Genomic DNA, 21049 nt, shown 5'->3' with positions numbered 1-21049 from the left:
ACACTTCCGACGAACGGTTCGCCCCCGAGTCGATCATGACCTGCTTAGGTAAGAACGTCATGGAACTGCGGCTTGTATGCGCGAAGTCGCCGGCCAAGAAGGTGCCAAATCGACGCGCCATGCGTCATGCGTCGCCAAGTACGGCATTAGCGCGAAGACGGCTCACGTGGAGGGGCGCTACCAGCAAGCCGACACTGCACTGGCCGCTCGATGCTGGCGTCCCGTCTTTAGCCCGTCGCGTATAGAGGCCGATGACGAGGCAACCTTGGTCGAGTTGCGTCAAGTGCAGCCTGCCTGGGACCCGCCCTAGATAACCCGTCCCCGATGTGTCTGATCTACATAATTCTTTAAGGTGGCGCTTGGGGCAAAGAGATGACTTGCGTTCGACCGGCTTCAGCCAACCGTCGTCAGCGTTTCCGCTCACACTCTCATCGTCGTCCGCGCTCGCTGGTAGCGACAAGAGTTGCTTTCAAGGACAAGAGCGGTGGCTGTCCTTCGGGCCAACGCTGGTCTCTTGATGACAACGGAAGCGCGGGCCGGTGCGATGTCGCCCGTCAAGGACATGGGCGAGACCGTGGCGCGGCTCACGCAGGCGCGCGGGCAGCATGAGGACCTGGGGCGGCTCGCGCAGCAGCATCTGGCGCAAACCGCCGAGCTAAGCCAGGCCGACGCGGCGCAAGCCATCAAAACGCAAAACGAGGCGATCAAGGGCGGCGCGAAGGCGCACGACAATCCGTCGCCGGAGATGACGCGACCCGACGTCGTGCTCGCGAGCAGCGCGGGGATTGCGACGACTGCGGCTGATAGTACCCATCAGGCGAGCAGCGCAGATCATGCCATCACCGCCGGGCGGGACATGAGCGTGTCGCTCGGGCGCTCACTGTTCGCTTCCGTGCGCGGGGCGATCTCAATGTTTGCGTATCAGCTTGGGCTCAAGCTGATTGCGGCGAAAGGCAAGGTCGAGATTCAGGCGCAAAGCGATCAGATGGCGCTCGCGGCGCTGAAGGACGTCACGATCAGCAGCACCGACGGGAGAGTCGTGATTACCGCGTCGAAGGAGGTGTGGATTGGGGCAGGCGGATCGTATGTCCAGATCAACGGTAGCGGGATTATCAATGGCTCGCCGGGGGCGATTCTGGAAAAAGGGGCGTCGTGGGACGTGCCGGGGCCCGATACGAAGCTGGAGCCGGCTCCAGCCATGCCCCAAGGCAACTTGAGAACAACAGACATCTATCATCATTCGCGCTAGGCCATGATTATCAGCCCCCCCTTTCTACCGCAGTCCGCGCTTAATGCCCGAAACACTGCCGATCCCGATGCAATGATGACCGCAGTCGAAGCATATGAGGCGGGATATCACGGCTGCTTTCCGGTGACAGTCGACCGCCGCTGGCATTGTGGCATCCATCTTGTGCCTGCGTCGCAGTCAGAGCCCGTTCGAGCCATCGCGGACGGGGAGGTCGTCGCCTACCGTATCAGTCAAAATCCGATTTCCGATGGTCACGTTGACCAAACGACAGGACGCCAGGTGCTGAACACGAACACGGGGTTCGTGCTTCTTCGCCACGTCACCGAGACGGGAGAAGAACGCAATCTGACCTTTTACTCGCTATATATGCACCTGCTCGATCTCACGGCTCAGCATGCGTTGATCTCATCGCAGGTCGGGAACCCGCCTGAAAAGACCTCGCCGACTGCGCTTTCGTCTTGGCTGCTCGAGGCTGGGGAAAATGTCAAGCCAGGAAACGGAAAGAAGGTGTGTCGAAAGGATATCCTCGGGTATCAAGGGCAGTCGCAAGGACTGCGGCACTTGCATTTCGAAATATTCATGACCGAAGAAGATTTCAACGCTTGGTTTCAGAAAGCTGGTCACGAAGTGCAGTTGGGCGAGAAGAACCCGAGACAGCCGACATCGGACGATTGGTGGGGACATGCATACTTCGTCATTCCGGCGTCAGTTCAATTCGTCGATCGCCCCGGGACGCAACACGACGATCCCTGGTTCCCCAGGTTGGCCGCCGGTCGATTGCCGAACGACAGAAGTAAGCTCTACGTCGAGGCATATTTTCACTTGGGGCAACGCTATACACGTGCGTGGTTGGATGAACATGGTGATAGCAATTGCGTGCTACTCACCCATGATCCAATCAAAGACCGGTACGACGACTACGAATACAAACTGTATGAGCGCGCGATGGCCCTCTATCCAAAATGCGCGAGCGACGGCTATGAGCTACTACGGTTTGGGCGCATCCTTTCGCGAACTCCCACGCTAACTTCCGCCGCCGATACAGCGACGTGGGTTGCGGTGCCGTTCTGTGCCGACGGCAGACAGGGCTACGTGAATCTTGCTCAAACATCGATCGTCAAGCTGTCGGATGCTGACTTTCCGTTTTTCACGGGCTGGCAGAAGATCGACTCCGCAAGTGCACCCGTAGGCTCGGATGGCTTATTCGATTACGACAAGCTTTGCCGACTTATCAACGATACACCTCAGCCGGCAATCGCGGCGTCTGGGGCGTCCAATCCAAGGGCTCTTGATCGACAAGTCTCGAACTACGTACAAGGCACCGACGGTGCGCGAAGCACAATGTCCGGGTTTGTATGTCACACGATGAGCGAGTGGGACCCTGCCAACAACGTGGCCCGGTATCAAGATTTGAACAAGCCTGACGGCTATTTCGGCCAGCGAAAGGCAACGGACCCGGCCGGCTATGACAAATTCATTAGCTTCCTCAAGACGCTTCAGTTTTTGGACAAGGTTCCGCAGTTGGCTGGCGGGAAGAAGTTCTGGTTTTTTCATCCGCTCGCTTTCATTCGGCATTTCAGGAAGTGCAAATGGATCGGGCGGCAGGAAGTTGGGCAAATGATGCCGGCTCATGGGTGGCTTACACAAGATGGGACGCTTCGAAAACCTCTAGCCAGTTCGATGACTCTGAGCCAGGTTGTCGGGCGCCTATCCCCGTACATGCGGAATCTCAATGAAACTATTCGAAAATACGCACTAGACAGTTCGCCCGACAGGATTGCCACTTTTCTGGCGCAGACATACATTGAGACTGATCGCTGGAAGACGCTGCGAGAGTACGGAAAGGGTGCGCCGAACGACGCCATCCCAATGGCCAGATACTATGCTGCATTTTATGGCCGGGGGATCATGCAACTTACGTGGGCTGCGAACTATGAAGCTTACGGTGACTTCAAAGCAATTCCTAACATCTCAGGTGAATATCTCGGGGAGAGTAGGATTACCCAAACCTCCCTCCACTATTGGGATGACCCGACCAAGCGAGATGGGCGGGGAAAGGTCATCGGCGTCACCGGCAGTCCCAAGAGACGGGCACCAAGGTACAACCCTGATCTGCTTGCAAGCGATGCAGCGATAGGGTGCGACAGCGGCGGCTTTTATTGGGTGTGGAAGCACCATAGCGGAGCGAGGAGCATCAGCAGGGTGGCTGATGACGGCATTCAAGAAAGAACAATCGACAAGGTGAATAAACTGGTAAACGGTGGATCATTTGGATATTTCGAGAGGTTCGCTTTCTCTTGGTACACGAGGGACGTATTCACGGACTGGGTGCCGCCAGCAAATAAAGTAACCATTACAACGCCTAAAACAATTGCCGTAGAGGTCGACTTGACGAGGCCCGCATGAAGGACATCTCATGAATTACTTTCTTCGAATTCTTCTGTTTCTTCTCATTGCAACCGAATGTTTCGCCGCTTTCGCGAAGGAATCAGATGTTGACATTTTCAAAAAATGTATGCATCGAACCGAACAGAGTCGCTCGGCGTGCCAGGCAGGATGCGGGATGATAGTCGAACAGTGCTATGACGAAGCTGTCGCCGACGTGGAAAACAAGATCAGTGTCATCTTGTCAAGCCTACAGAGAACGAACGGTGGTCCATGTGCTGAACTGGCCAAAAAATATCTAGAGGACGCATCGCGCATGGAACAGTACACTGTTGAAGTTGCAGACCGCCTGCCAGGCTGGATCGGTAGCGAGATGAAGTTGAATTTCGCGAAACAACGGCTAATCAATCTTCAATTAATAGCCGCTCGTTGCAATCGTTAGACCGAGAGTGGGCATTCGAGTCCGTTCGACGTATTCAGCGACGCCAGTTTGCATTGAGCGCACGAAGGGCCGCCGTCGGTCTTCCATTCCCTCGGGACGCCGCATTCGTAGACCGATGTTTAGCGCAATACGTTGTTTGTAAGACTAAGTCCGCGCCAATGACGCCGCCCGACTACGGCGGCGTCAATAGTCACTCTACGCCGCGCCGCCGCCGATCAAGGAAGAAGTATGGCAAGCGATTCTCAATCTTAGTGAAGTCGTTCTGATGAAGGACTCGGGCAAATGGATGAGACCGGACGCCGGCGAGAGATTCTATCCACGAGAAAGCAGCTTTCCTGAGATTTTGTTCGAGCCTAAGTCCGGAGCGGCCCGCTTATAACGTAGTGAAACGTTAGTTGGAACGCTCAAGTCAGCGAGCTCAAGGGGCGCGCTCACAGGCCAGGAGGCTGAATCCCATAGAGAGTCTTTCAATTTCTGCTGGCAAGACAAAATCCCGAGAATCTGCTTTCAACTCTAAGTTCGTCGAGGGAAGCCCACTGTCACGGTGACTCCGAGAAGCGACCCGTTCAGACGAACCGTGATTATCTGCGAATAATCCGAGCGCAGACCAAGTGGAAGAGCTCAACGAACCTGTAGCGGTCCGAGACGTGCGGAATGACGCAGCTAACCCACCCTTCGCCAACTTACGAGCAAGCGTGAAATTGGAAAGCAAACGTCCGTGGCGGCGCAGCGCTCTACAAACGAGCGTACGCAGACTTGGATACGCACTCCGGAAAGGCTTTGCAATCCGCGGACGAGGAATACTGGATGGGACACGAGCGTTCCTGCGAATCAGAACAAATCCACCGACGAATTACACGAACGAGATAGAGATGAATACGGAAAGATGAGAGCGGGTCAAACAACGGACCATCCTTGGAAATACAGCGGAGTTGCTATGCCGACCATGTTGAAGGCAGTGAGTGATTTATTGTGTCTGTTTGCCGTCGCGGTACTGGCGAATGATTCGTCTGCGGCACAGCAACTACCAGGCAGTGTGATGCTGTCTGATGGAGCGAAAGTCACAATAAGCGATGGGAAAGCTATCGTCGCTGCACCGGGTGACAAACGGAATTTGAAGTTGTCACTTTCTTTTCAAAGAGCCTTGCAAACTTCAACGGATATCGTTTTCCCGGAATCGTCGTCGCGTCGTTTGGATGGTCACGATGTGATACTCGTCGTGCTGAAATTTGCTTCGTCTAGCTGGCCGCTCAGCTATTGCGGCGCCGGCACCGAGGACGAACTCTATGTGTTGGAAAAAGATGGCCGCACCGCCAAGATAGGCCTTTCGACTAAAGTCAGTAGCTGCCTTGACAATATTGAACTTGAGGACAATGGGGCAGATTCCCCGTACGCATCGATCAGATGGGTAGGCACTCCGGCTAGCGTTTCGGTCTCATGGGCAAGAGATTGGGAAGGAGCTAAGCGGACCCGGTTGTATAAGATGACTAACGGCCACTTCGTGGAAAGCGACAATTGACAGCCAGGGATCCGAATGCGAACCCCGCAGATCTTCGGATTGGTTTCTCATCAAACTGACGGTGTTTCTTGCCTTTGAAGGGCTCACCCGGGCGGTGCTGTCCAAGCCTCCGGTTCTTCCAAAAATGTCACGTCGAACCGAACTTAGTCGCTTGCCTTGCCAGGGTGGACGCGGGATGATAGTCAAACAGTGCGGTGACGAAGGGGTGAAACAAAATCAATGTTGCCTGCTCGTTGCACTCGTTAGACCCGGAGTCGGCAATTGGGGCCGTTGGACGGTATTAGCGACGCCGTTTGAATCCGATCGCTCACGACGGGCTGCGGTAGGTATCCCACTCGCGGCCACGGTTACCCCTTTGTGTCAACTCCTGCCTGGTATCAGTCAGAATACAGTTTTATCGTACCTTTATTTAAGGTAGGAGCCCGTGTCCGGTGTTTCAGCGGGCAGCGCCAGAAAGTAACCACCGTCCACGGTAAATGCAACGCTAAAAAACCGACACGACAACAGGGAGAAGGGCACTACCGCTCACCGGCAGCAGCAACCGGCTTCCTCACCGGCCCCCCCAGCGCCCGCAAAGTCTCCTTGACAGTAGCAATCCGCACAGCAAGATCAGGACTCCGCGTCTCAATCCGCAATTTATCCTGCCCCGCGAGCTTGATGTGCTTGTTCTTCTGCACCATCTCGATGATCTTCATCGCATCAACAGGCGGATCAGGCACGAACTGCAACGCGATGGACAACTCCGCCGCGTCGATCTTGGAGATGCCAAGCGGCTTCGCGGCCAAACGCAGCCGATGCGTCTCCACAAGCGCATGCGCCTGCGGCGGCAGCTTGCCAAAGCGGTCGACCAACTCCTCGAGAATGCCGTCGATCGCATCGCTCGATTCGCAGTTCGCAAGCCGCTTGTAGAGCGACAGACGCTCCTGCACATCGCCGCAATATTCGGCGGGCAAGATCGCGGGCGCGTGCAGATTGATTTCGGTCGTCGCGGCGAGCGGCGCGTTCAGGTCCGGCTCGCGACCGTCCTTCAGCGCGCGCACCGCGTCGTTGAGCATGTCGGTGTAAAGCTGGAAGCCGATTTCGTGAATCTCGCCCGATTGTTTGTCGCCGAGCACTTCGCCGGTGCCGCGAATTTCGAGGTCGTGCATCGCGAGATAGAAGCCGGAGCCCAGTTCCTCCATCTGCTGGATGGCTTCGAGTCGACGCTGCGCCTGCTTCGTCAGCGACTGCGGATCATGCACGAGCAGATACGCATACGCCTGATGATGCGAGCGCCCGACGCGCCCGCGCAACTGATGCAATTGCGCAAGGCCGAACTTGTCCGCGCGATGCATGATGATCGTGTTCGCGCTCGGCACGTCGATGCCCGTTTCGATGATCGTCGTGCACAGCAGCACGTTCGCGCGCTGGCCGACGAAATCGCGCATCACACGTTCGAGTTCGCGCTCGTGCATCTGCCCGTGCGCGACCGCGATGCGCGCTTCGGGCACGAGCGCTTCCAGCATCGCGCGGCGGTTGTCGATCGTCTCCACTTCGTTGTGCAGGAAGTACACCTGGCCGCCGCGCTTGAGTTCGCGCAGCATCGCCTCGCGGATCACGCCGTCTTCCTCGCGGCGCACGAACGTCTTGATCGCGAGACGCTTTTGCGGCGCGGTCGCGATCACCGAGAAATCGCGCAGACCTTCGAGCGCCATGCCGAGCGTTCGCGGAATAGGCGTCGCGGTCAGCGTGAGGACGTCGACCTCGGCGCGCAGCGCCTTGAGCGCCTCCTTCTGCCGCACGCCGAAGCGGTGTTCCTCGTCGATGATGACGAGCCCGAGCCGCTTGAACTTCACATCGCTCGACAAGAGCTTGTGCGTGCCGATCACGATATCGACGGAACCTTCATTGATCTGCTGCACCGACTGCGACACTTCCTTCGTACTCTTGAAGCGCGACAACTCCGCAATGCGCACCGGCCAGTCCGCGAAGCGGTCCGTGAAAGTCTGCGTGTGCTGTTCGGCGAGCAGCGTCGTCGGCGAAAGAATCGCTACCTGTTTGCCCGCCATCACCGCGATAAACGCTGCTCGCAGTGCGACTTCCGTCTTGCCGAAGCCGACATCGCCGCACACGAGGCGGTCCATCGGTTTGCCGCTCGTCATGTCCGCGATGACCGATGCAATCGCCGCCGCCTGATCCGGCGTTTCCTCGAAGCCGAAGCTCTCCGCGAACTTGGTGTAGTCGCGCGGATCGAGCTTGAACGCGAACCCTTCGCGCGCCGCTCGGCGAGCATAGAGGTTCAGCAACTCGGCGGCGGTATCGCGGATCTGCTGCGCGGCCTTGCGCTTCGCCTTCTCCCACTGGCCGGAGCCGAGCGTGTGAAGCGGCGCGCTTTCCGGGTCCGCGCCGCTGTAGCGCGAGATCACGTGCAACTGCGCGACCGGCACGTACAGCTTCGATTCGTTCTGATATTCGAGGTGCAGAAACTCGGTCTCGCCTTCGCCGAGGTCCATCGACACGAGCCCCATGTATCGGCCGATGCCATGCTGCGCGTGCACGACCGGATCGCCGACCTTCAGTTCGGCCAGATCGCGCACCATCGAATCGACGTTGCTCGCCTGTTCCTGACGCCGCCGGCCGGCGCGGCGCGCGAGCGGGCCGTACAGTTCGGTCTCCGTGATGATCGCGAGCTGCTCGGCGGTCAGCGCGAAACCGCTCGCGAGCGGCGCGATGCCGAGCGTGAACTTCGCCTCGCTCGTGAGCCATTCCTGGAATGTATCGTGCAATTCGCCGCGCAAGCCGTTGTCTGCGAGCAATTGCTGAATGGTCTCGCGCCGTCCCGCCGATTCCGCGACGAGCATCACGCGGTTCGGCGTCTGCTCCAGATAGTGACGCAGCGCGAGCAGCGGCTCGTCCGCGTGACGGTCGATGGCGAGGCCCGGCAGCGGCACGGCCCAGCCGCCTTCGGGCGTCGACGGAAACTTCAGCTGCGCGAACGGTTTGGCGAACGTGAAGAAGTCGTCGTCGGTCAGGAAAAGTCGGCGCGGCTCCAGAAGCGGACGCTCGCGGTCGTGCGAGAGGAATTCGTAGCGCTGTTTCGTGTCGTTCGTGAAGCGCTTGATCGCGGCGTCGAGATCGCCGATGAAGGCGAGTTGCGAGCCCTGCGGCAGATAGTGAAAGAGCGTCGCGGTTTCATCGAAGAAGAGCGGCAGATAGTATTCGATGCCCGCCGACGGCACGCCGTTGCCGATGTCTTTGTAGATCTGCGAGCGGCTCGGATCGCCCTCGAACACTTCACGCCAGCGGCTGCGAAACGCGGTGCGCGCGGCTTCGTCGAACGGAAATTCGCGGCCCGGCAGCAGACGCACGTCGCGCACCGGATAGAGGCTGCGCTGGGTGTCGGGATCGAACGCGCGAATCGAATCCACCTGATCGTCGAACAGGTCGATGCGATACGGCAGCGGCGAGCCCATCGGATACAGGTCGATCAGCGAACCGCGCACGCAATATTCGCCCGGCCGCACGACCTGGCTCACGTGCTCGTAGCCGGCGAGCGTCAATTGCGCCTTGAGCTTGGCTTCGTCGAGACGCTCGCCTTGCGTGAAGGAGAACGTGTAGGCCGCGAGAAAAGAAGCGGGCGGCATGCGATACAGCGCGGTCGTCGCCGGCACGATGAGAACGTCGCAGCGTCCTTCGCCGAGATCGTGCAGCGTCGCGAGCCGCTCCGAGACGAGATCCTGGTGCGGCGAGAACGTGTCGTACGGCAGCGTTTCCCAGTCGGGCAAGAGACGCACGCGGGCGTCCGGCGCGAAGTAGGGCAACTCGGCCGCGAGGCGCTGCGCATCGACGGCGCTCGCGCACACCACCGTCAGAAGCGGCACCGCCTCGCGATGCGCGGCGAGATAGCGCGCGATGGCGAGCGCATCGGCGGAGCCGGAAGCGCCGTCGAAGACGAAACGCTGACCTGCCTTGACGAGCGCGATGGGGGAAGTGGACTGCGCGTTGACGGCTTTCGAAGACATAAGGTGTGCATTGAACCGCCCGTGCGCTGCGACTGAATTGCCGCACGCCGGACGTGGTCGCGGAGGACCTATTATAAAATCCGGGCTTCACTTTGACTTGGCCACATGATTTTCTCGTGACTTCGCCCGCCGCCCCGTCTACCACTGCGCGTCTTTTCGCGCTCATTCCCTGCGCCGGAACCGGCAGCCGCTCCGGCGCGCCGATGCCCAAGCAATACCAGACGGTCGCGGGACGGCCGATGCTCGGCTTCACGCTCGCCGCATTCGACGCGTGCCCCGAATTCTCGCAGACACTCGTCGTGCTCGCACCGGACGATCATCACTTCGACGCGCGCCGCTTCGCCGGCCTGCGCTTCGTGGTGCAGCGCCGGGGCGGGGCGTCGCGGCAGGCGTCGGTTTATAACGGCCTCGTCGCGCTGGCGGAATTCGGCGCGCGCGACGACGACTGGGTGCTCGTACACGACGCCGCGCGCCCCGGCATCACGCCAGAACTGATTCGCAAGCTCGTCACCGAATTGCGCGACGATCCCGTCGGCGGCATTCTCGCGCTGCCGGTCGCGGATACGTTGAAGCGCGTCGCACCGACCATGCCCGATGCGCCGGCGGGCGGCGCGCGCATCGCGCGGACAGAATCGCGCGACGGCTTGTGGCAGGCGCAGACGCCGCAGATGTTCCGGCTCGGCATATTGCGCGGAGCGATCGATCGTGCGCGCCGTGACGGCCACGATCTCACGGACGAAGCCAGCGCCATCGAATGGCTCGGCCACTCGCCGAAGCTCGTGCAGGGCAGCCTGCGCAACTTCAAGGTGACTTATCCGGAAGACTTCGGTCTCGCCAGCGCGATCCTCTCGGCGCGCGCCTGACGGACCGCTCACTCTCTACTGCTAGGTGGCATCGATGGATTTCAGAATCGGACAGGGGTACGACGTGCATCAGCTCGTCGAAGGGCGCGAGCTCATCATCGGCGGCGTGACGATTCCCTACGAACGCGGCCTGCTCGGCCATTCGGATGCCGACGTGCTGCTGCACGCCATCACCGACGCGTTGTTCGGCGCGGCGGCGCTCGGTGATATCGGCCGGCATTTTCCGGATACGGCGACTGAGTTCGCGGGCGCGAACAGCCGCGTGCTGCTGCGCGAGGCGGCCAAGCGCGTGTCGGAAGCGGGCTTTGCGATTGCGAACGTGGACAGCACCGTGATCGCGCAGGCGCCGAAACTGAGCCCGCATATCGAGGCGATGCGCGAGAACATCGCCGCCGATCTCGATCTTCCCGTCGATCGCGTCAACGTGAAGGCGAAGACCAACGAGAAGCTCGGCTATCTCGGGCGCAAGGAAGGCATCGAGGCGCAGGCGGCCGTGCTGTTGCGGCGCACGTCGATCGACCACTGAACGAGCGACGCCACGTTCGACGACGTGGCGTCTGCCTGCGTCGAGCGGCGCGTTACTTTCCTTCGGCTTCGATCGTGAGCGCCACCGCGCCGATCACCGCAGCGATGCGGCCGACATCGCGCAGTTGCGTCGTCGACATGCCTTCGGTCACGAGATTCTCGTAGTGCGACTTCACGCAGAAATGGCACTTGCCGATGATCGACGCCGCAAGCGCGTACATCTCGAAGCGCCGCTTGTCCACGCCGCCATGCGACGCGTACGCGTTCATGCGTAGTCCCGCTGGCTGCGTCTTCAGGTCGGCGTTGTCGGCCATCTCCAGATACGGATACCAGACGTTGTTCATGCCCATCAGCGCGGCGGCGGTGAGGGCCGCGTTCGTCTCTTCGGGCGAGAGCACGCCGGCATTGCGGATGATCGACACGAGCTTCGTCGCCTTGGCCGCGTAAGCCGCAGCGAGCGCGACGCCTACCGCGTCGTTGCCTTCCAGCGACGAACGGGCGATCGTGCCGTCGACGTTCAGGCGAATGTCTTTCGCGTAGTCGGGAACCAGCTCCTTGATCGAAGACAGAAATTCCATTGATTTCTCCTATTCGGTGGCGTTGAAAAAGCCCGCCGGCTTCCGAGCATTCACTCGAAAGACGGCGGGCTCACGCATGTGCTCGAGCCTTCGGCCTAGAGCGTCGAGCCGCCGACCGCGCGGTTGCACGGGCACAGTTCGTCGGTTTGCAGGCCGTCCAAGATGCGTAGCACTTCTTCGGGATTGCGGCCCACATTCAGGTTGTTTACCGACACGTGCTGAATGACGTTGTCCGGATCGACGATGAACGTGGCGCGCAACGCGACGCCCGCTTCCTTGTCGCGCACGCCGAGCTGGTCGATGAGTTCGCCCTTCACGTCGCCGAACGAATAGTGGTTCAGCTTGTTCAGGTCCTTGTGCTCGCGGCGCCATGCGAGCTTCACGAATTCGTTGTCCACACTGCCGCCCATCAGCACGGCGTCGCGGTCTTCGAAGTCCTGCGCGAGCTTGCCGAACTCGACGATTTCGGTCGGGCACACGAACGTGAAGTCCTTCGGATAGAAGTAGATGATCTTCCACTTGCCCGGAAACGACTGCTCGGTAATTTCCTCGAAGGCGGACTGGCCGTTTTCCTCGTGGTTGTTGAAGCCGGGTTTTGCAGCGGTGACGGTGAATGCTTCGACTTTATCGCCAACGGTCTTCATGCAACGCTCCTGTGTTCGTTGAAAGGACAACTCAAGCCAAACTACCGGAAAGCGGTAACGCGCGCATGACAGCATGGCCGTGAATGCCGCGCGTCGTAACGGATCATGATAACCCCGCGGCAGAACCGGTTCAAAAGGTTTGCCCAATGACACAGATAGCTTTTTTCGAACGTGCGACCGAGTCGCGGGACACGCGCCTGCGTCAGTCGCGCGGGCCGTCGAAGCGCGCGCCCTTCATTTGCGGGAAGTCGATGGTCACTTCGAAGCCAGGCAGCGGCGTGCGGTTACGCAGCCTGAGCGAGCCGCGCTGCCGCGTGACGAGCCGCTGCACGATCGCCATGCCGAGGCCCGTGCCGTTCGCCTGCGTGCGCGCCGCGTCCACGCGATAGAACGGTCGCGTGATGAGCGCGACCTGATCGTCGGGGATGCCGAGGCCTTCGTCCATCACGGACAGCTCGACGCGCCCGTGCGCGACGCGCGTTTGCAGCGTGATGCGCGCGATGTCGTCGCGTTCGCTGCGCCCGTATTTGCGCGCGTTTTCGAGCAGATTGCCGACGACGCGCCTCGCGTCGGTCGGATCGCCTTCGATGATCGCGCCGGGCGCCAGATCCGTGCGCATCACGACGCCTTCGTCCGCATGGAAGCGTGCGGCGAGTTCGCTTGCGATCATCGAGAGATCGACGGCTTCGGGCATGCGCTGCATCGGCCGCGCGTAGTCCAGAAAGCGCCCGATGATCATGTCCATCTGCTCGATGTCGTCGATCATCGCGAGCTTGGTCGCCTCGTCCGACGGACTCATCTCCGTTTCGAGCCGCAGGCGCGCGAGCGGCGTGCGCAGGTCGTGCGAGATGCCGGCGAGCATCAGCGCGCGGTCCGCTTCGAGCTGCTCCAAATCCTGCACCATCTGGTTGAAGCTGCGGTTCGTTTCGGCCGCAACGCCCATTCCGCGTTCAGGCAGCGGTTCCGGCGCCTGGCCCGAGCCGACCTTGCGCGCCGCCAGCGCGAGCCGCGCGAACGGCCGGTTCACGAGACTCGTGATGAACGCCGCGCCGAAGAGCGACAGCGCCAGCGCGAAGACGCCCCAGCCGGCCCATTGCAGGCCCGTCACGGTGTCGAGCTGATCACGGTCGAGCGCGACCCAGTAGTCGTCGTCGTCGATCTTGAAGCTGATCCAGACGCCCGGTATGTCATTCACCGACTGCGCGATGATCGTGTCGTTGCCGAGCCGCCCGCGCACGTCGCGCTCGATCAGCCGATTCAGCGATTCGTCCGGCTGGAGCTTGTATTTGTCCGTGGTCTCGCGCGGATAAACGCGCACGCCTTCGTTGCTTTCCAGGTCCTGGAGCAGCGCGCGGCGCAGATCGGGATCGGAATAGAGAAGGGCGGTGCGCGTGAGCTTGACGACAGCGACGAGCTGAAGCGCCACGCGCTGCGCGCGCGGCTCGCGTTCGATCACGCGAAAGCTCTGAAACCAGGCGGTGAGGCTGACCGCGATGAGTAGCGCGATCAGCGCGAAAGTTCGCCAGAATAGGCCGCCGAACGCAAGCGCCAGAAGCCGCCTGTCGATGCGCATGGATCTATCGGGTTCCGCTCGGTGAAGGGGATAAAGCGTATCGGGCTCGCTTCAAGTGCATATGACGGGGCGGCGCGACGCGCTTCAAGCTGCGCCGTCGGGGATGAAGACGTAGCCGAGGCCCCACACCGTCTGAATGAAGCGCGGGCTGCTGGGATCCGGCTCGATCAGCTTGCGCAGGCGGGAAATCTGCACGTCGAGGCTGCGGTCGAACACTTCGTATTCGCGGCCGCGTGCGAGTTCCATCAGCTTTTCGCGCGAGAGCGGCTGGCGCGGATGACGCGCGAACACCTTCAGCACAGAGAATTCGCCGGTAGTGAGCGGAATCTCCTGGCCGTTCTTGGTCAGCGTGCGCGTGGCGAGATTCAACGCGAATTCGCCGAACTCGAACACTTCGGTGGTTTCGGACGGCGCGCCGGGCAATTCCGACGGCGTTTGACGGCGCAGCACCGCGTGAATGCGCGCGACGAGTTCTCGTGGATTGAAGGGCTTCGGCAGATAGTCGTCCGCGCCCATTTCGAGGCCGACGATGCGGTCCACGTCTTCGCCCTTCGCCGTGAGCATGATGATGGGCGTGCGGTCGTTGCTGCCGCGCAGACGCCGGCAGATGGAAAGGCCGTCTTCGCCGGGAAGCATGAGGTCCAGCACGAGCAGATCGAAACGCTCGCGCACCCATAGCTTGTTCATCGACGGGGCGTTTTCCGCGACATACACGTTGAAGCCCTGCTCGCCGAGATAACGCCGAAGCAGATCGCGCAGGCGCGGATCGTCGTCGACTACCAGAATTTTCGAAGGATTTTTGGTTTCCATGGCGGCATCTTAGCGCGTTTGTTCGAACGCCGAGTTTGTAACAAAAGCGAGTGTAACAGTTAGTTACAAAATTTACGGAGGCTGTGGCACGGGGCTGGAGTTCTCTCAGTACACTGCTTTACCTAAGCCCGCCATTCGGTAGATACTCCATTAGACTAGTGGCTTACGCAGCACGACCAGGTTGCGCGAGTCGCGTGAAAAGAATGAGGCTGTCCGGTTGTCGAGCAACGAAGGGAACAACATGAAGGGAGCGCGGCGGCGCGGACCTGAGCGCACCGAGCGCAATCTCAGAAGGACGCTAATTGCAAGTGCGCTGTACGCCGTACTGAGCGCGCAGCATGCTCACGCGCAATCTTCCCGCCTCGATCAATCGCAGTCTCCGTCGTCTATCGAGTTCGACCGCGCCGTGCGCACGCCCACCAGCCGCTTCGACGGACGCATGATCCGTGCGCAGGAACGCACGGGTAAAGGCGCAAACAAGCGCGATCGCGACACCAGGCCCGCTGCGCTGCAACCCGTGCAGCAGGTCGACGACACACCGCCCGCGCGCCCGCCGCGCCACACCGTGATGACCGCCGACGAGCGGCGCCTTCTGCGGCAGCACATCGAAGAGGCCGTGCGGGATCTCTACAAACGCTGATCGACACGGGGACGAGCGCGATGAACAGACGTGAGTTCCTGTCGGTCGCAAGCGTCGTCGCCGTTCAGCCCGTGACTCTCTGCCGCGCATCGGAAGCGCGTCGACCCATCAGGGCGCTCGTGCTCGTGGACTTTAACGGCGGCAACGACGGACTCAACACCGTGATTCCCTTCGCCGACGCCCGATATCACGCGCTGCGGCCCACGCTCGCCATTCCCCGCGATCAGGCGCTTCGCATCGACGAGCGCACGGGATTGCATCCTGCGCTGCGTCCGCTGATGGCCGCGTGGCATGCGGGCGAATGCGCGATCGTGCAGGGCGTCGGTTACGCGCAGCCGAACCGATCGCATTACCGCGCGCAACAGATCTGGCACACGGCGTCGGAGGCAAACGAATATCGGCGTGACGCGTGGCTTGCGCGCTTTCAGGCGTCGCAAACGGCGCCGGTTCATCCGGCGAGTGCGCCTTTCGATACGCGATCGTTCACCACGTCGTGCAAGGCGGCGGCAAGCGCGATTGTCGCAAATCGCGCGCAGAAGGGCGTCACGGTGATACGGCTCACGCTCGATGGCTTCGACACGCACGAGCATCAGGCGGCGCGTCATGCATCGCTGCTTGCGCAATTCGCCGATGGCATCGCTTCGCTGCGCAGCGCGTTGCTCGCGACGGCCGACTGGCGCAGCACGCTGGTCATGACTCGTTCGGAGTTCGGAAGATCGGCGCGCGAGAACGACACGCGCGGTACCGAGCATGGCGCCGCCGCGCCGCAGTTCGTATTGGGCGGCGCCGTGCGCGGCGGTCTCTTCGGTGAAGCGCCGCGACTGGACGCACTGGACGCGGAAGGCGGGCTGACGGCCGACGTCGATTTCAGGCGGCTGTGCGCCACGGCGCTCGATGGTTGCTGGAACGTCGACCCCGCAACGATTCTCGGACGGCCGTTCGAGCCGCTGCCGCTCTTGCGCGCCTGAGGTTGTCGCTCAGCGCGTGCGCCAGTTTTGGGGCGGCGATTCGTGCCGCTGCTGCTTATTCCCGTCCGAGGTCTCGCTCAGCGCGTGCGCCAGTTTTTCGGGGCGGCGGTTCCAGCCGCTGCTGCTTATTCGCGCCTGAGCGTTCGGCTTATCGCGTGCGCCACGTGATCCACAGCTTGCGGATCGGCGTGAGCGAGATGCGCTGGTGCAGCACCTTGAAGCCTTCGCGCTCGATTTCATCGAAGCGCGCCAGCGACAGCGCCGCCTGCGCCCGCAAAACACGCTGCGAGGCACGCTCGGCGGGCGGAATCGCGGCAAGGGCATCGTCGAGCGCCCGGCGCGCGCGCTCCGTCTGAAAGCGCATGAGTCCGGTAAACGCGTCGCTGTACTTGCGGTTGATGATGTCCGCCGCCGTGACGTTGAACCGCTGCAATTCGTCGATGGGCACGTAGACGCGGCCGTTGCGCGCGTCGTCGCCTATCTCCTGCACGCGTTCGGCGAGCAGCAGCGCCGAGCCGAGCGGCGCGGCCCACGGCGAAACGTCGCCACGCGCAGTGGCACGCGCGACGGTGGTCCCGAACGCGCCGCCCGTCTGCTCCAGATAACGCCGCAAGCCCGGCCAGTCGAGATAGCGCGCCTGATCGAGATCCATCGCGAAACCGTCGACGAGCGTCGCCAGCGACGCGCGGCCTTGTTCGTCGAGCACGCCGCTTCCGTCAGCGTGAGCTTTGAGCGCCTTCGTGACCGGATGCGTCGGTTCGCCGGCGAAGAGCCGCTCCAGTTCGCTCTGCCACCACAGATGCTTGGTGCGGCCGATGGTCGGATCGCTCGTCTCCTTGACCGTTTCCTCCAGCTCGCGATAAAGCGCGTACAGGGCGGTGAGAAGCGGCTGACGTGCAGCCGGGGCGCGGCGCAGCGCGTAGTACGTGCCGGAGCCTTCGGGGGCGGCCTTTTGCTGGCAGTAAGCGTCGAAATTCACGGACGGAGCTTGTGGGTGTCGATGGCGGACAGGCTGTTCTGTGCTGGTGGTGCCGCAAGGCGTCGAGCGAGGCGGGCGCCCATTTTATCGCGGCGCGGGTTTCGCAGCCGCCGGCGCCGCGCCGCCTTCGCGTGTGCGCCGACCCACCGACGCCGCGCCCGTCCCGCGCAACACTGCGCGAAACACGTACAAGCGCGAGACCTACGGAGACCGCCATGCCGCTCAGCAAAACGGAAAACAAACAGTTTGGCGACAAGTGCCTGCCGCTTATCGTGAGAAGCGTCGCGACCGGCCTGGGCTTCGATTTTCGCGTCTGCCCGCGCCAGATGAGCGTGTCGCCGACGCCCGGGCTGCACATCACGGCGGCGCGTCACGCGGACGCGAAGCTGTCGTATCCGCTCAACGTGTTCGTGCATATGCCGCCGTCGAGCGTGCGCCAATTCCTTTCGAACCTCGACCGGCCGATCGCCGCCGCGCGCGCGAGCGATCGCGTACCGGAAGAGATCAGGAAGCTGATGAATCAAACGGGCGTGGACTTCGCGGGACGATCGCAGGAGAAAGGCGAAGTGATGATGGTCGAACTCAGCGAGATCGCGCTGTAGACGCTCTGAACGAGCGGTTGGGGGAGTGGTGCGAGGAGGGGGACTCGAACCCCCACACCCTTGCGGGCGTCAGGACCTAAACCTGGTGCGTCTACCAATTTCGCCATCCTCGCAGCACGGGCGCTTCGCGAGGCAGCGGGTTTGTTCCTGCTGGCTTCTGCTCATACGTCCCGTGTTCGGCACCGGTCCACTGTGCCAAGCCGCGCATTCTAACGCATTCGTCAGGCGATGTCTGTGAATTCGCGTGTCTGCGGCAGAGGTCGCTGGACGACGCGACATAACGCCGCTCGCTTTGAACCACATCCGTGCGCGCACGTTGCGGCAAGGCAGTCGTCTGCCTAGAATCTTGCACAACTCCCTCCGATCGGCTCGCCCGCTTTTCAATGACCCGCAACGCGCGCAATCGCTTTGTCGCATGGCTCGGCATCGCCGCCATGTGGCTCGCCATTGTCGCGCCGGTCATCAGCCAGAGCATCGCGGCGCGCAACGAGGCGCTCGATCCCGAAGCCGCCCTCTGTACCGTCGATACGCTCGCCGGACTGCTCGCGCAAAGCGGCGAGCACGCTTCTCACCATACTTCGCACGCTGACGCCGACGAGCAGGCAAGCCATCACGACGGCGCAGGGCATTTCGACGCCTGCTCGTATTGCGGGCTGCTCGCGCATCATTTGCCGGTCGCTTCAGCGGCCTCGCAAGCCGTCACGCGTATCGAGCGCGTCACGCGCGCGGCGCCCATCGCGGTCGTCGACGCCGCGTGCTCGAAGTCCTACAACGCCGCGTCTGCCCGCGCGCCGCCCGTCGATTCCTGAAGCCGTTCTCCGTCCGATCGCAGCGATTTTCGCCCGGCGCCTGAGCGCCCGGCGACGCGCGCGTTTCGCTCGTCAGCTCATTCAGGAACTCATCATGTTCACGCTCCTCACGCGAGCGCGCCGACACGCGCGCCGTCGTGCCGTCGCGTCCTTGCACGCCGCATTGCCGTTGTCCTTGTTCGCCCACGCCGCGTGGTCCGCCACTTCCACCGCCGCCGCAGCGCCGGCTTCCGACGCCGAAACCACGCTCGCGCCGGTGATGGTGAGCGCGCAGTCTTCGCCCGCGCGCTCGCCGCTCGATCCGAACCTGCCTGAGAGCGTCGCGACCGTCACCTCCGACGAGTCGCAATACTGGAACGTCGTCACGCCCGAAGACGTGTTGAAGTACGCGCCGAACATGGCCGTGCGCAAGCGTTTCATCGGCGACGTGAACGCGCCCATCGCCGTGCGCGGCACGAGCAACGCGCAGACGGCGCGCGGCCTCGTGTATGCCGACGGCCTTCTGCTCAGCAATTTCCTCGGCAACACGTTCACGTTCGCGCCGCGCTGGTCGATGGTCTTCGCCGACGACATCGCGCGCACGGACGTCATCTACGGTCCGTACTCGGCGCTCTATCCGGGCAATTCGATCGGCGCGACCGTCGCGATCACGACGCGCATGCCGACCCGGTTCGAATCCGACGCGAAGGTGCAGGCGTTCACGCAGCACTTCGATCTCTTCGGCATCAACCGCAGCTTCAACGGTGCGAATACGACGGCGACCGTCGGCGACCGCATCGGCAAGCTGTCGTTTCTGATCGGCGTCGATCATCTGGAAAACACCGGGCAGCCGCTGCAATTCGCGACGCTCGCACAATCGCGAACGCCCGCCAGCGCCGCCGACCGGCTCGTCACCGGCGCGACTTTTTATAACGATCAGAACAACGCGCGCACGGCGGTGCTCGGCACGTCGTCGGAGGGCATCGAGCGCACGTTTCAGGACCAGTTGCGCGTGAAGCTCGCCTACGACATCACGAACACGCTCCAGGCCGGCTTTACGCTCGGTTACTGGCATCAAAAGTACAACAGCGATACGACGACCTTCCTGCGCGACGCGGCCGGCAAGCCCGTGTATAGCGGGCGCGTGAACATCGGCGGCTTCGAATACACGCTCCCCGCGGCGACGTTCGCGCCGAGCATGGGATCGAGCGAGAACTTTCTCTACGGGCTGTCGCTGCGCACGCACAACGACACCGGCTGGAACGCGGAAGCCGTCGCATCGTATTTCGACATCACGCAGAGCATCGCGCGCACCGCCAACGCGGGCGAGCCGGGCGACGGCCCCGGCACGCTCACGGACGGCTCCGGATCCGGGTGGAAGTCGCTCGACCTGCGCACGAGCTGGACGCCCGCCGCGCGCTCGGGACTCGCCGCGCATGCGCTCGCGTTCGGCTATCACTACGACAACTACTTTCTCGATAACGTGACTTCGAACACTGCCGCATGGCGCGATGGGGCGGGCGTCACTTTCGCCAATGCGTTCGGCGGCCGCACCCGCACGCAGGCGGTCTACGCGCAGGACGCCTGGCGCTTCCTGCCGCGCTGGGCATTCACCTACGGCGTGCGTTACGAGAACTGGAACGCCTACGACGGCACGCGCGCGGTCGGCGCGACATCGCTCGATTACAGCGATGCCAGCCAGAGCCACTGGTCGCCCAAGGCGTCGCTCTCTTTCGAGGCCACGAACGAGTGGACGCTGCGCGCATCCATTGGGCGGGCGTATCGCTTTCCGACTGTCGGCGAACTGTTCCAGGGGCAGATCAACGGCGTGTCGATCGTCAACAGCAATCCGAACCTGCAGCCGGAAGACGATCTTTCGAAGGAACTGACCGCGCAATGGGAGCACGGCAGTGGCCTATACCGCTTCACGCTGTTTCAGGACGACGTCAAGAACACCATCCTCAGTCAGACCAACACGACCGTCATTCCGAACGTGACGAACTTTCAGAATATCGACAAAGTGCGTTCGCGCGGCGCGGAGGCGAGCTACGAAGGAGAGGACGTCATCCTGCGCGGGCTCGATCTCGCGGCGAACGTCGCGTACACGCAGTCGAAGATCATCGCGAACAGCGGCAACCCAGCGTCGGTTGGCAAGTACTTCTATCGCATTCCGCTGTGGCGGGCGAACGCGGTCGCAACGTATCGCGCGAACGCGAGAACCGCGGCGACGCTCGCGGTGCGCTATTCGGGACGCCAGTACAACACGCTCACCAACACGGACGTCAATCCGGACACGTATGGCGGCACGAGCACCTACGCCGTCGTCGATGCCAAGTTCTCCTACAAGCCGACGAAGCGCACGGAACTGGGCATCGGCGTCGATAACCTGTTCGACCGCCGCTACTACGTGTTCCATCCGTATGCGGGACGCACGTTCTATGTCGAAGGACGCATCGGCATCTGATCTCCATTTATTCGATTCC

At 61.9% G+C, this 21049-nt stretch carries 16 protein-coding genes, 1 tRNA gene and 1 pseudogene; 11 read left to right on the top strand and 7 right to left on the bottom strand.

Annotation, left to right across the window (positions count from 1 at the left end; translation table 11 throughout):
- Window positions 1-475: 475 nt before the first annotated feature.
- From P9239_RS11655 to P9239_RS11640, 4 genes and pseudogenes are all read left to right on the top strand, one after another.
- Window positions 476-1249: pseudogene (locus P9239_RS11655) on the top strand (DUF2345 domain-containing protein); the annotation flags it as partial.
- 3 nt (window positions 1250-1252) lie between these two features.
- Window positions 1253-3655 carry a M23 family metallopeptidase gene (locus P9239_RS11650; protein WP_309750888.1) on the top strand — a complete coding sequence of 801 codons (2403 nt, stop codon included), beginning with the start codon at window positions 1253-1255 and terminating at the stop codon, window positions 3653-3655.
- Between the two features lie 10 nt (window positions 3656-3665).
- Window positions 3666-4076, top strand: coding sequence for a hypothetical protein (locus tag P9239_RS11645; protein ID WP_309750886.1), 411 nt, complete (start codon window positions 3666-3668; stop codon window positions 4074-4076).
- 937 nt (window positions 4077-5013) lie between these two features.
- Complete coding sequence (locus P9239_RS11640; RefSeq protein ID WP_309750884.1) at window positions 5014-5595, top strand: hypothetical protein; 582 nt, start codon at window positions 5014-5016, stop codon at window positions 5593-5595.
- 518 nt (window positions 5596-6113) lie between these two features.
- On the opposite strand, the gene mfd is transcribed toward P9239_RS11640, so the two are convergent.
- Window positions 6114-9596 carry a transcription-repair coupling factor gene (gene mfd / locus P9239_RS11635; RefSeq protein WP_309750882.1) on the bottom strand — a complete coding sequence of 1161 codons (3483 nt, stop codon included), beginning with the start codon at window positions 9594-9596 and terminating at the stop codon, window positions 6114-6116.
- Window positions 9597-9799: 203 nt separating this feature from the next.
- Between mfd and ispD the strand changes: the two genes are divergently transcribed.
- Together ispD and ispF are read left to right on the top strand one after the other, a co-directional pair.
- Complete coding sequence (ispD, locus tag P9239_RS11630) at window positions 9800-10459, top strand: 2-C-methyl-D-erythritol 4-phosphate cytidylyltransferase (RefSeq protein ID WP_309750880.1); 660 nt, start codon at window positions 9800-9802, stop codon at window positions 10457-10459.
- 34 nt (window positions 10460-10493) lie between these two features.
- Window positions 10494-10985 (top strand): 2-C-methyl-D-erythritol 2,4-cyclodiphosphate synthase, encoded by a 492-nt coding sequence (gene ispF, locus P9239_RS11625; RefSeq protein WP_206468103.1) that lies wholly within the window; start codon window positions 10494-10496, stop codon window positions 10983-10985.
- Between the two features lie 52 nt (window positions 10986-11037).
- Here ispF and P9239_RS11620 read toward each other — a convergent pair whose 3' ends face one another.
- The 4 genes from P9239_RS11620 to ompR all read right to left on the bottom strand — a co-directional run bounded on the left by P9239_RS11620 (window position 11038) and on the right by ompR (window position 14589).
- Entirely contained in the window at window positions 11038-11562 is a 525-nt protein-coding gene (locus P9239_RS11620; protein ID WP_159836112.1) for a carboxymuconolactone decarboxylase family protein, read from the bottom strand.
- A 95-nt stretch (window positions 11563-11657) separates the two neighbouring features.
- Window positions 11658-12206 carry a peroxiredoxin gene (locus tag P9239_RS11615; protein ID WP_309750877.1) on the bottom strand — a complete coding sequence of 183 codons (549 nt, stop codon included), beginning with the start codon at window positions 12204-12206 and terminating at the stop codon, window positions 11658-11660.
- Between the two features lie 202 nt (window positions 12207-12408).
- Entirely contained in the window at window positions 12409-13779 is a 1371-nt protein-coding gene (locus tag P9239_RS11610; RefSeq protein ID WP_309750875.1) for an ATP-binding protein, read from the bottom strand.
- Window positions 13780-13863: 84 nt separating this feature from the next.
- The gene (ompR, locus tag P9239_RS11605; RefSeq protein ID WP_008349770.1) at window positions 13864-14589 is read right to left on the bottom strand and encodes a two-component system response regulator OmpR; all 726 of its coding nucleotides are present in this window, start codon (window positions 14587-14589) and stop codon (window positions 13864-13866) included.
- A 241-nt stretch (window positions 14590-14830) separates the two neighbouring features.
- On the opposite strand from ompR, the gene P9239_RS11600 reads away from it, so the two are divergent.
- Together P9239_RS11600 and P9239_RS11595 are read left to right on the top strand one after the other, a co-directional pair.
- Window positions 14831-15229, top strand: coding sequence for a hypothetical protein (locus tag P9239_RS11600; RefSeq protein WP_309754011.1), 399 nt, complete (start codon window positions 14831-14833; stop codon window positions 15227-15229).
- Between the two features lie 20 nt (window positions 15230-15249).
- On the top strand, window positions 15250-16197 hold the full coding sequence (locus tag P9239_RS11595; RefSeq protein ID WP_309750858.1) for a DUF1501 domain-containing protein: 948 nt from the start codon (window positions 15250-15252) through the stop codon (window positions 16195-16197).
- Between the two features lie 148 nt (window positions 16198-16345).
- Here the strand turns inward: P9239_RS11595 and P9239_RS11590 are convergent, their stop codons facing one another.
- On the bottom strand, window positions 16346-17176 hold the full coding sequence (locus P9239_RS11590; protein WP_309750856.1) for a squalene/phytoene synthase family protein: 831 nt from the start codon (window positions 17174-17176) through the stop codon (window positions 16346-16348).
- A gap of 215 nt (window positions 17177-17391) precedes the next feature.
- On the opposite strand from P9239_RS11590, the gene P9239_RS11585 reads away from it, so the two are divergent.
- The gene (locus P9239_RS11585; RefSeq protein ID WP_309750854.1) at window positions 17392-17778 is read left to right on the top strand and encodes a hypothetical protein; all 387 of its coding nucleotides are present in this window, start codon (window positions 17392-17394) and stop codon (window positions 17776-17778) included.
- Between the two features lie 26 nt (window positions 17779-17804).
- On the opposite strand, the gene P9239_RS11580 is transcribed toward P9239_RS11585, so the two are convergent.
- Window positions 17805-17891, bottom strand: a tRNA-Leu gene (locus P9239_RS11580).
- 270 nt (window positions 17892-18161) lie between these two features.
- Here P9239_RS11580 and P9239_RS11575 point away from each other — a divergent pair.
- Both P9239_RS11575 and P9239_RS11570 read left to right on the top strand, forming a co-directional pair.
- Window positions 18162-18587: a DUF2946 domain-containing protein gene (locus tag P9239_RS11575; RefSeq protein WP_309750852.1), complete on the top strand. Its 426-nt coding sequence runs from the start codon at window positions 18162-18164 to the stop codon at window positions 18585-18587.
- Between the two features lie 94 nt (window positions 18588-18681).
- Window positions 18682-21030 carry a TonB-dependent receptor gene (locus P9239_RS11570; RefSeq protein ID WP_309750850.1) on the top strand — a complete coding sequence of 783 codons (2349 nt, stop codon included), beginning with the start codon at window positions 18682-18684 and terminating at the stop codon, window positions 21028-21030.
- Window positions 21031-21049 lie beyond the last annotated feature (19 nt).

The sequence above is a fragment of the Caballeronia sp. LZ062 genome, from assembly GCF_031450785.1.
In the GTDB taxonomy this organism is placed as follows: Bacteria; Pseudomonadota; Gammaproteobacteria; order Burkholderiales; family Burkholderiaceae; genus Caballeronia.
The sequence above is the reverse complement of the archived record's forward strand: the minus strand, read 5'-3'. Positions and strand labels throughout refer to the sequence as shown.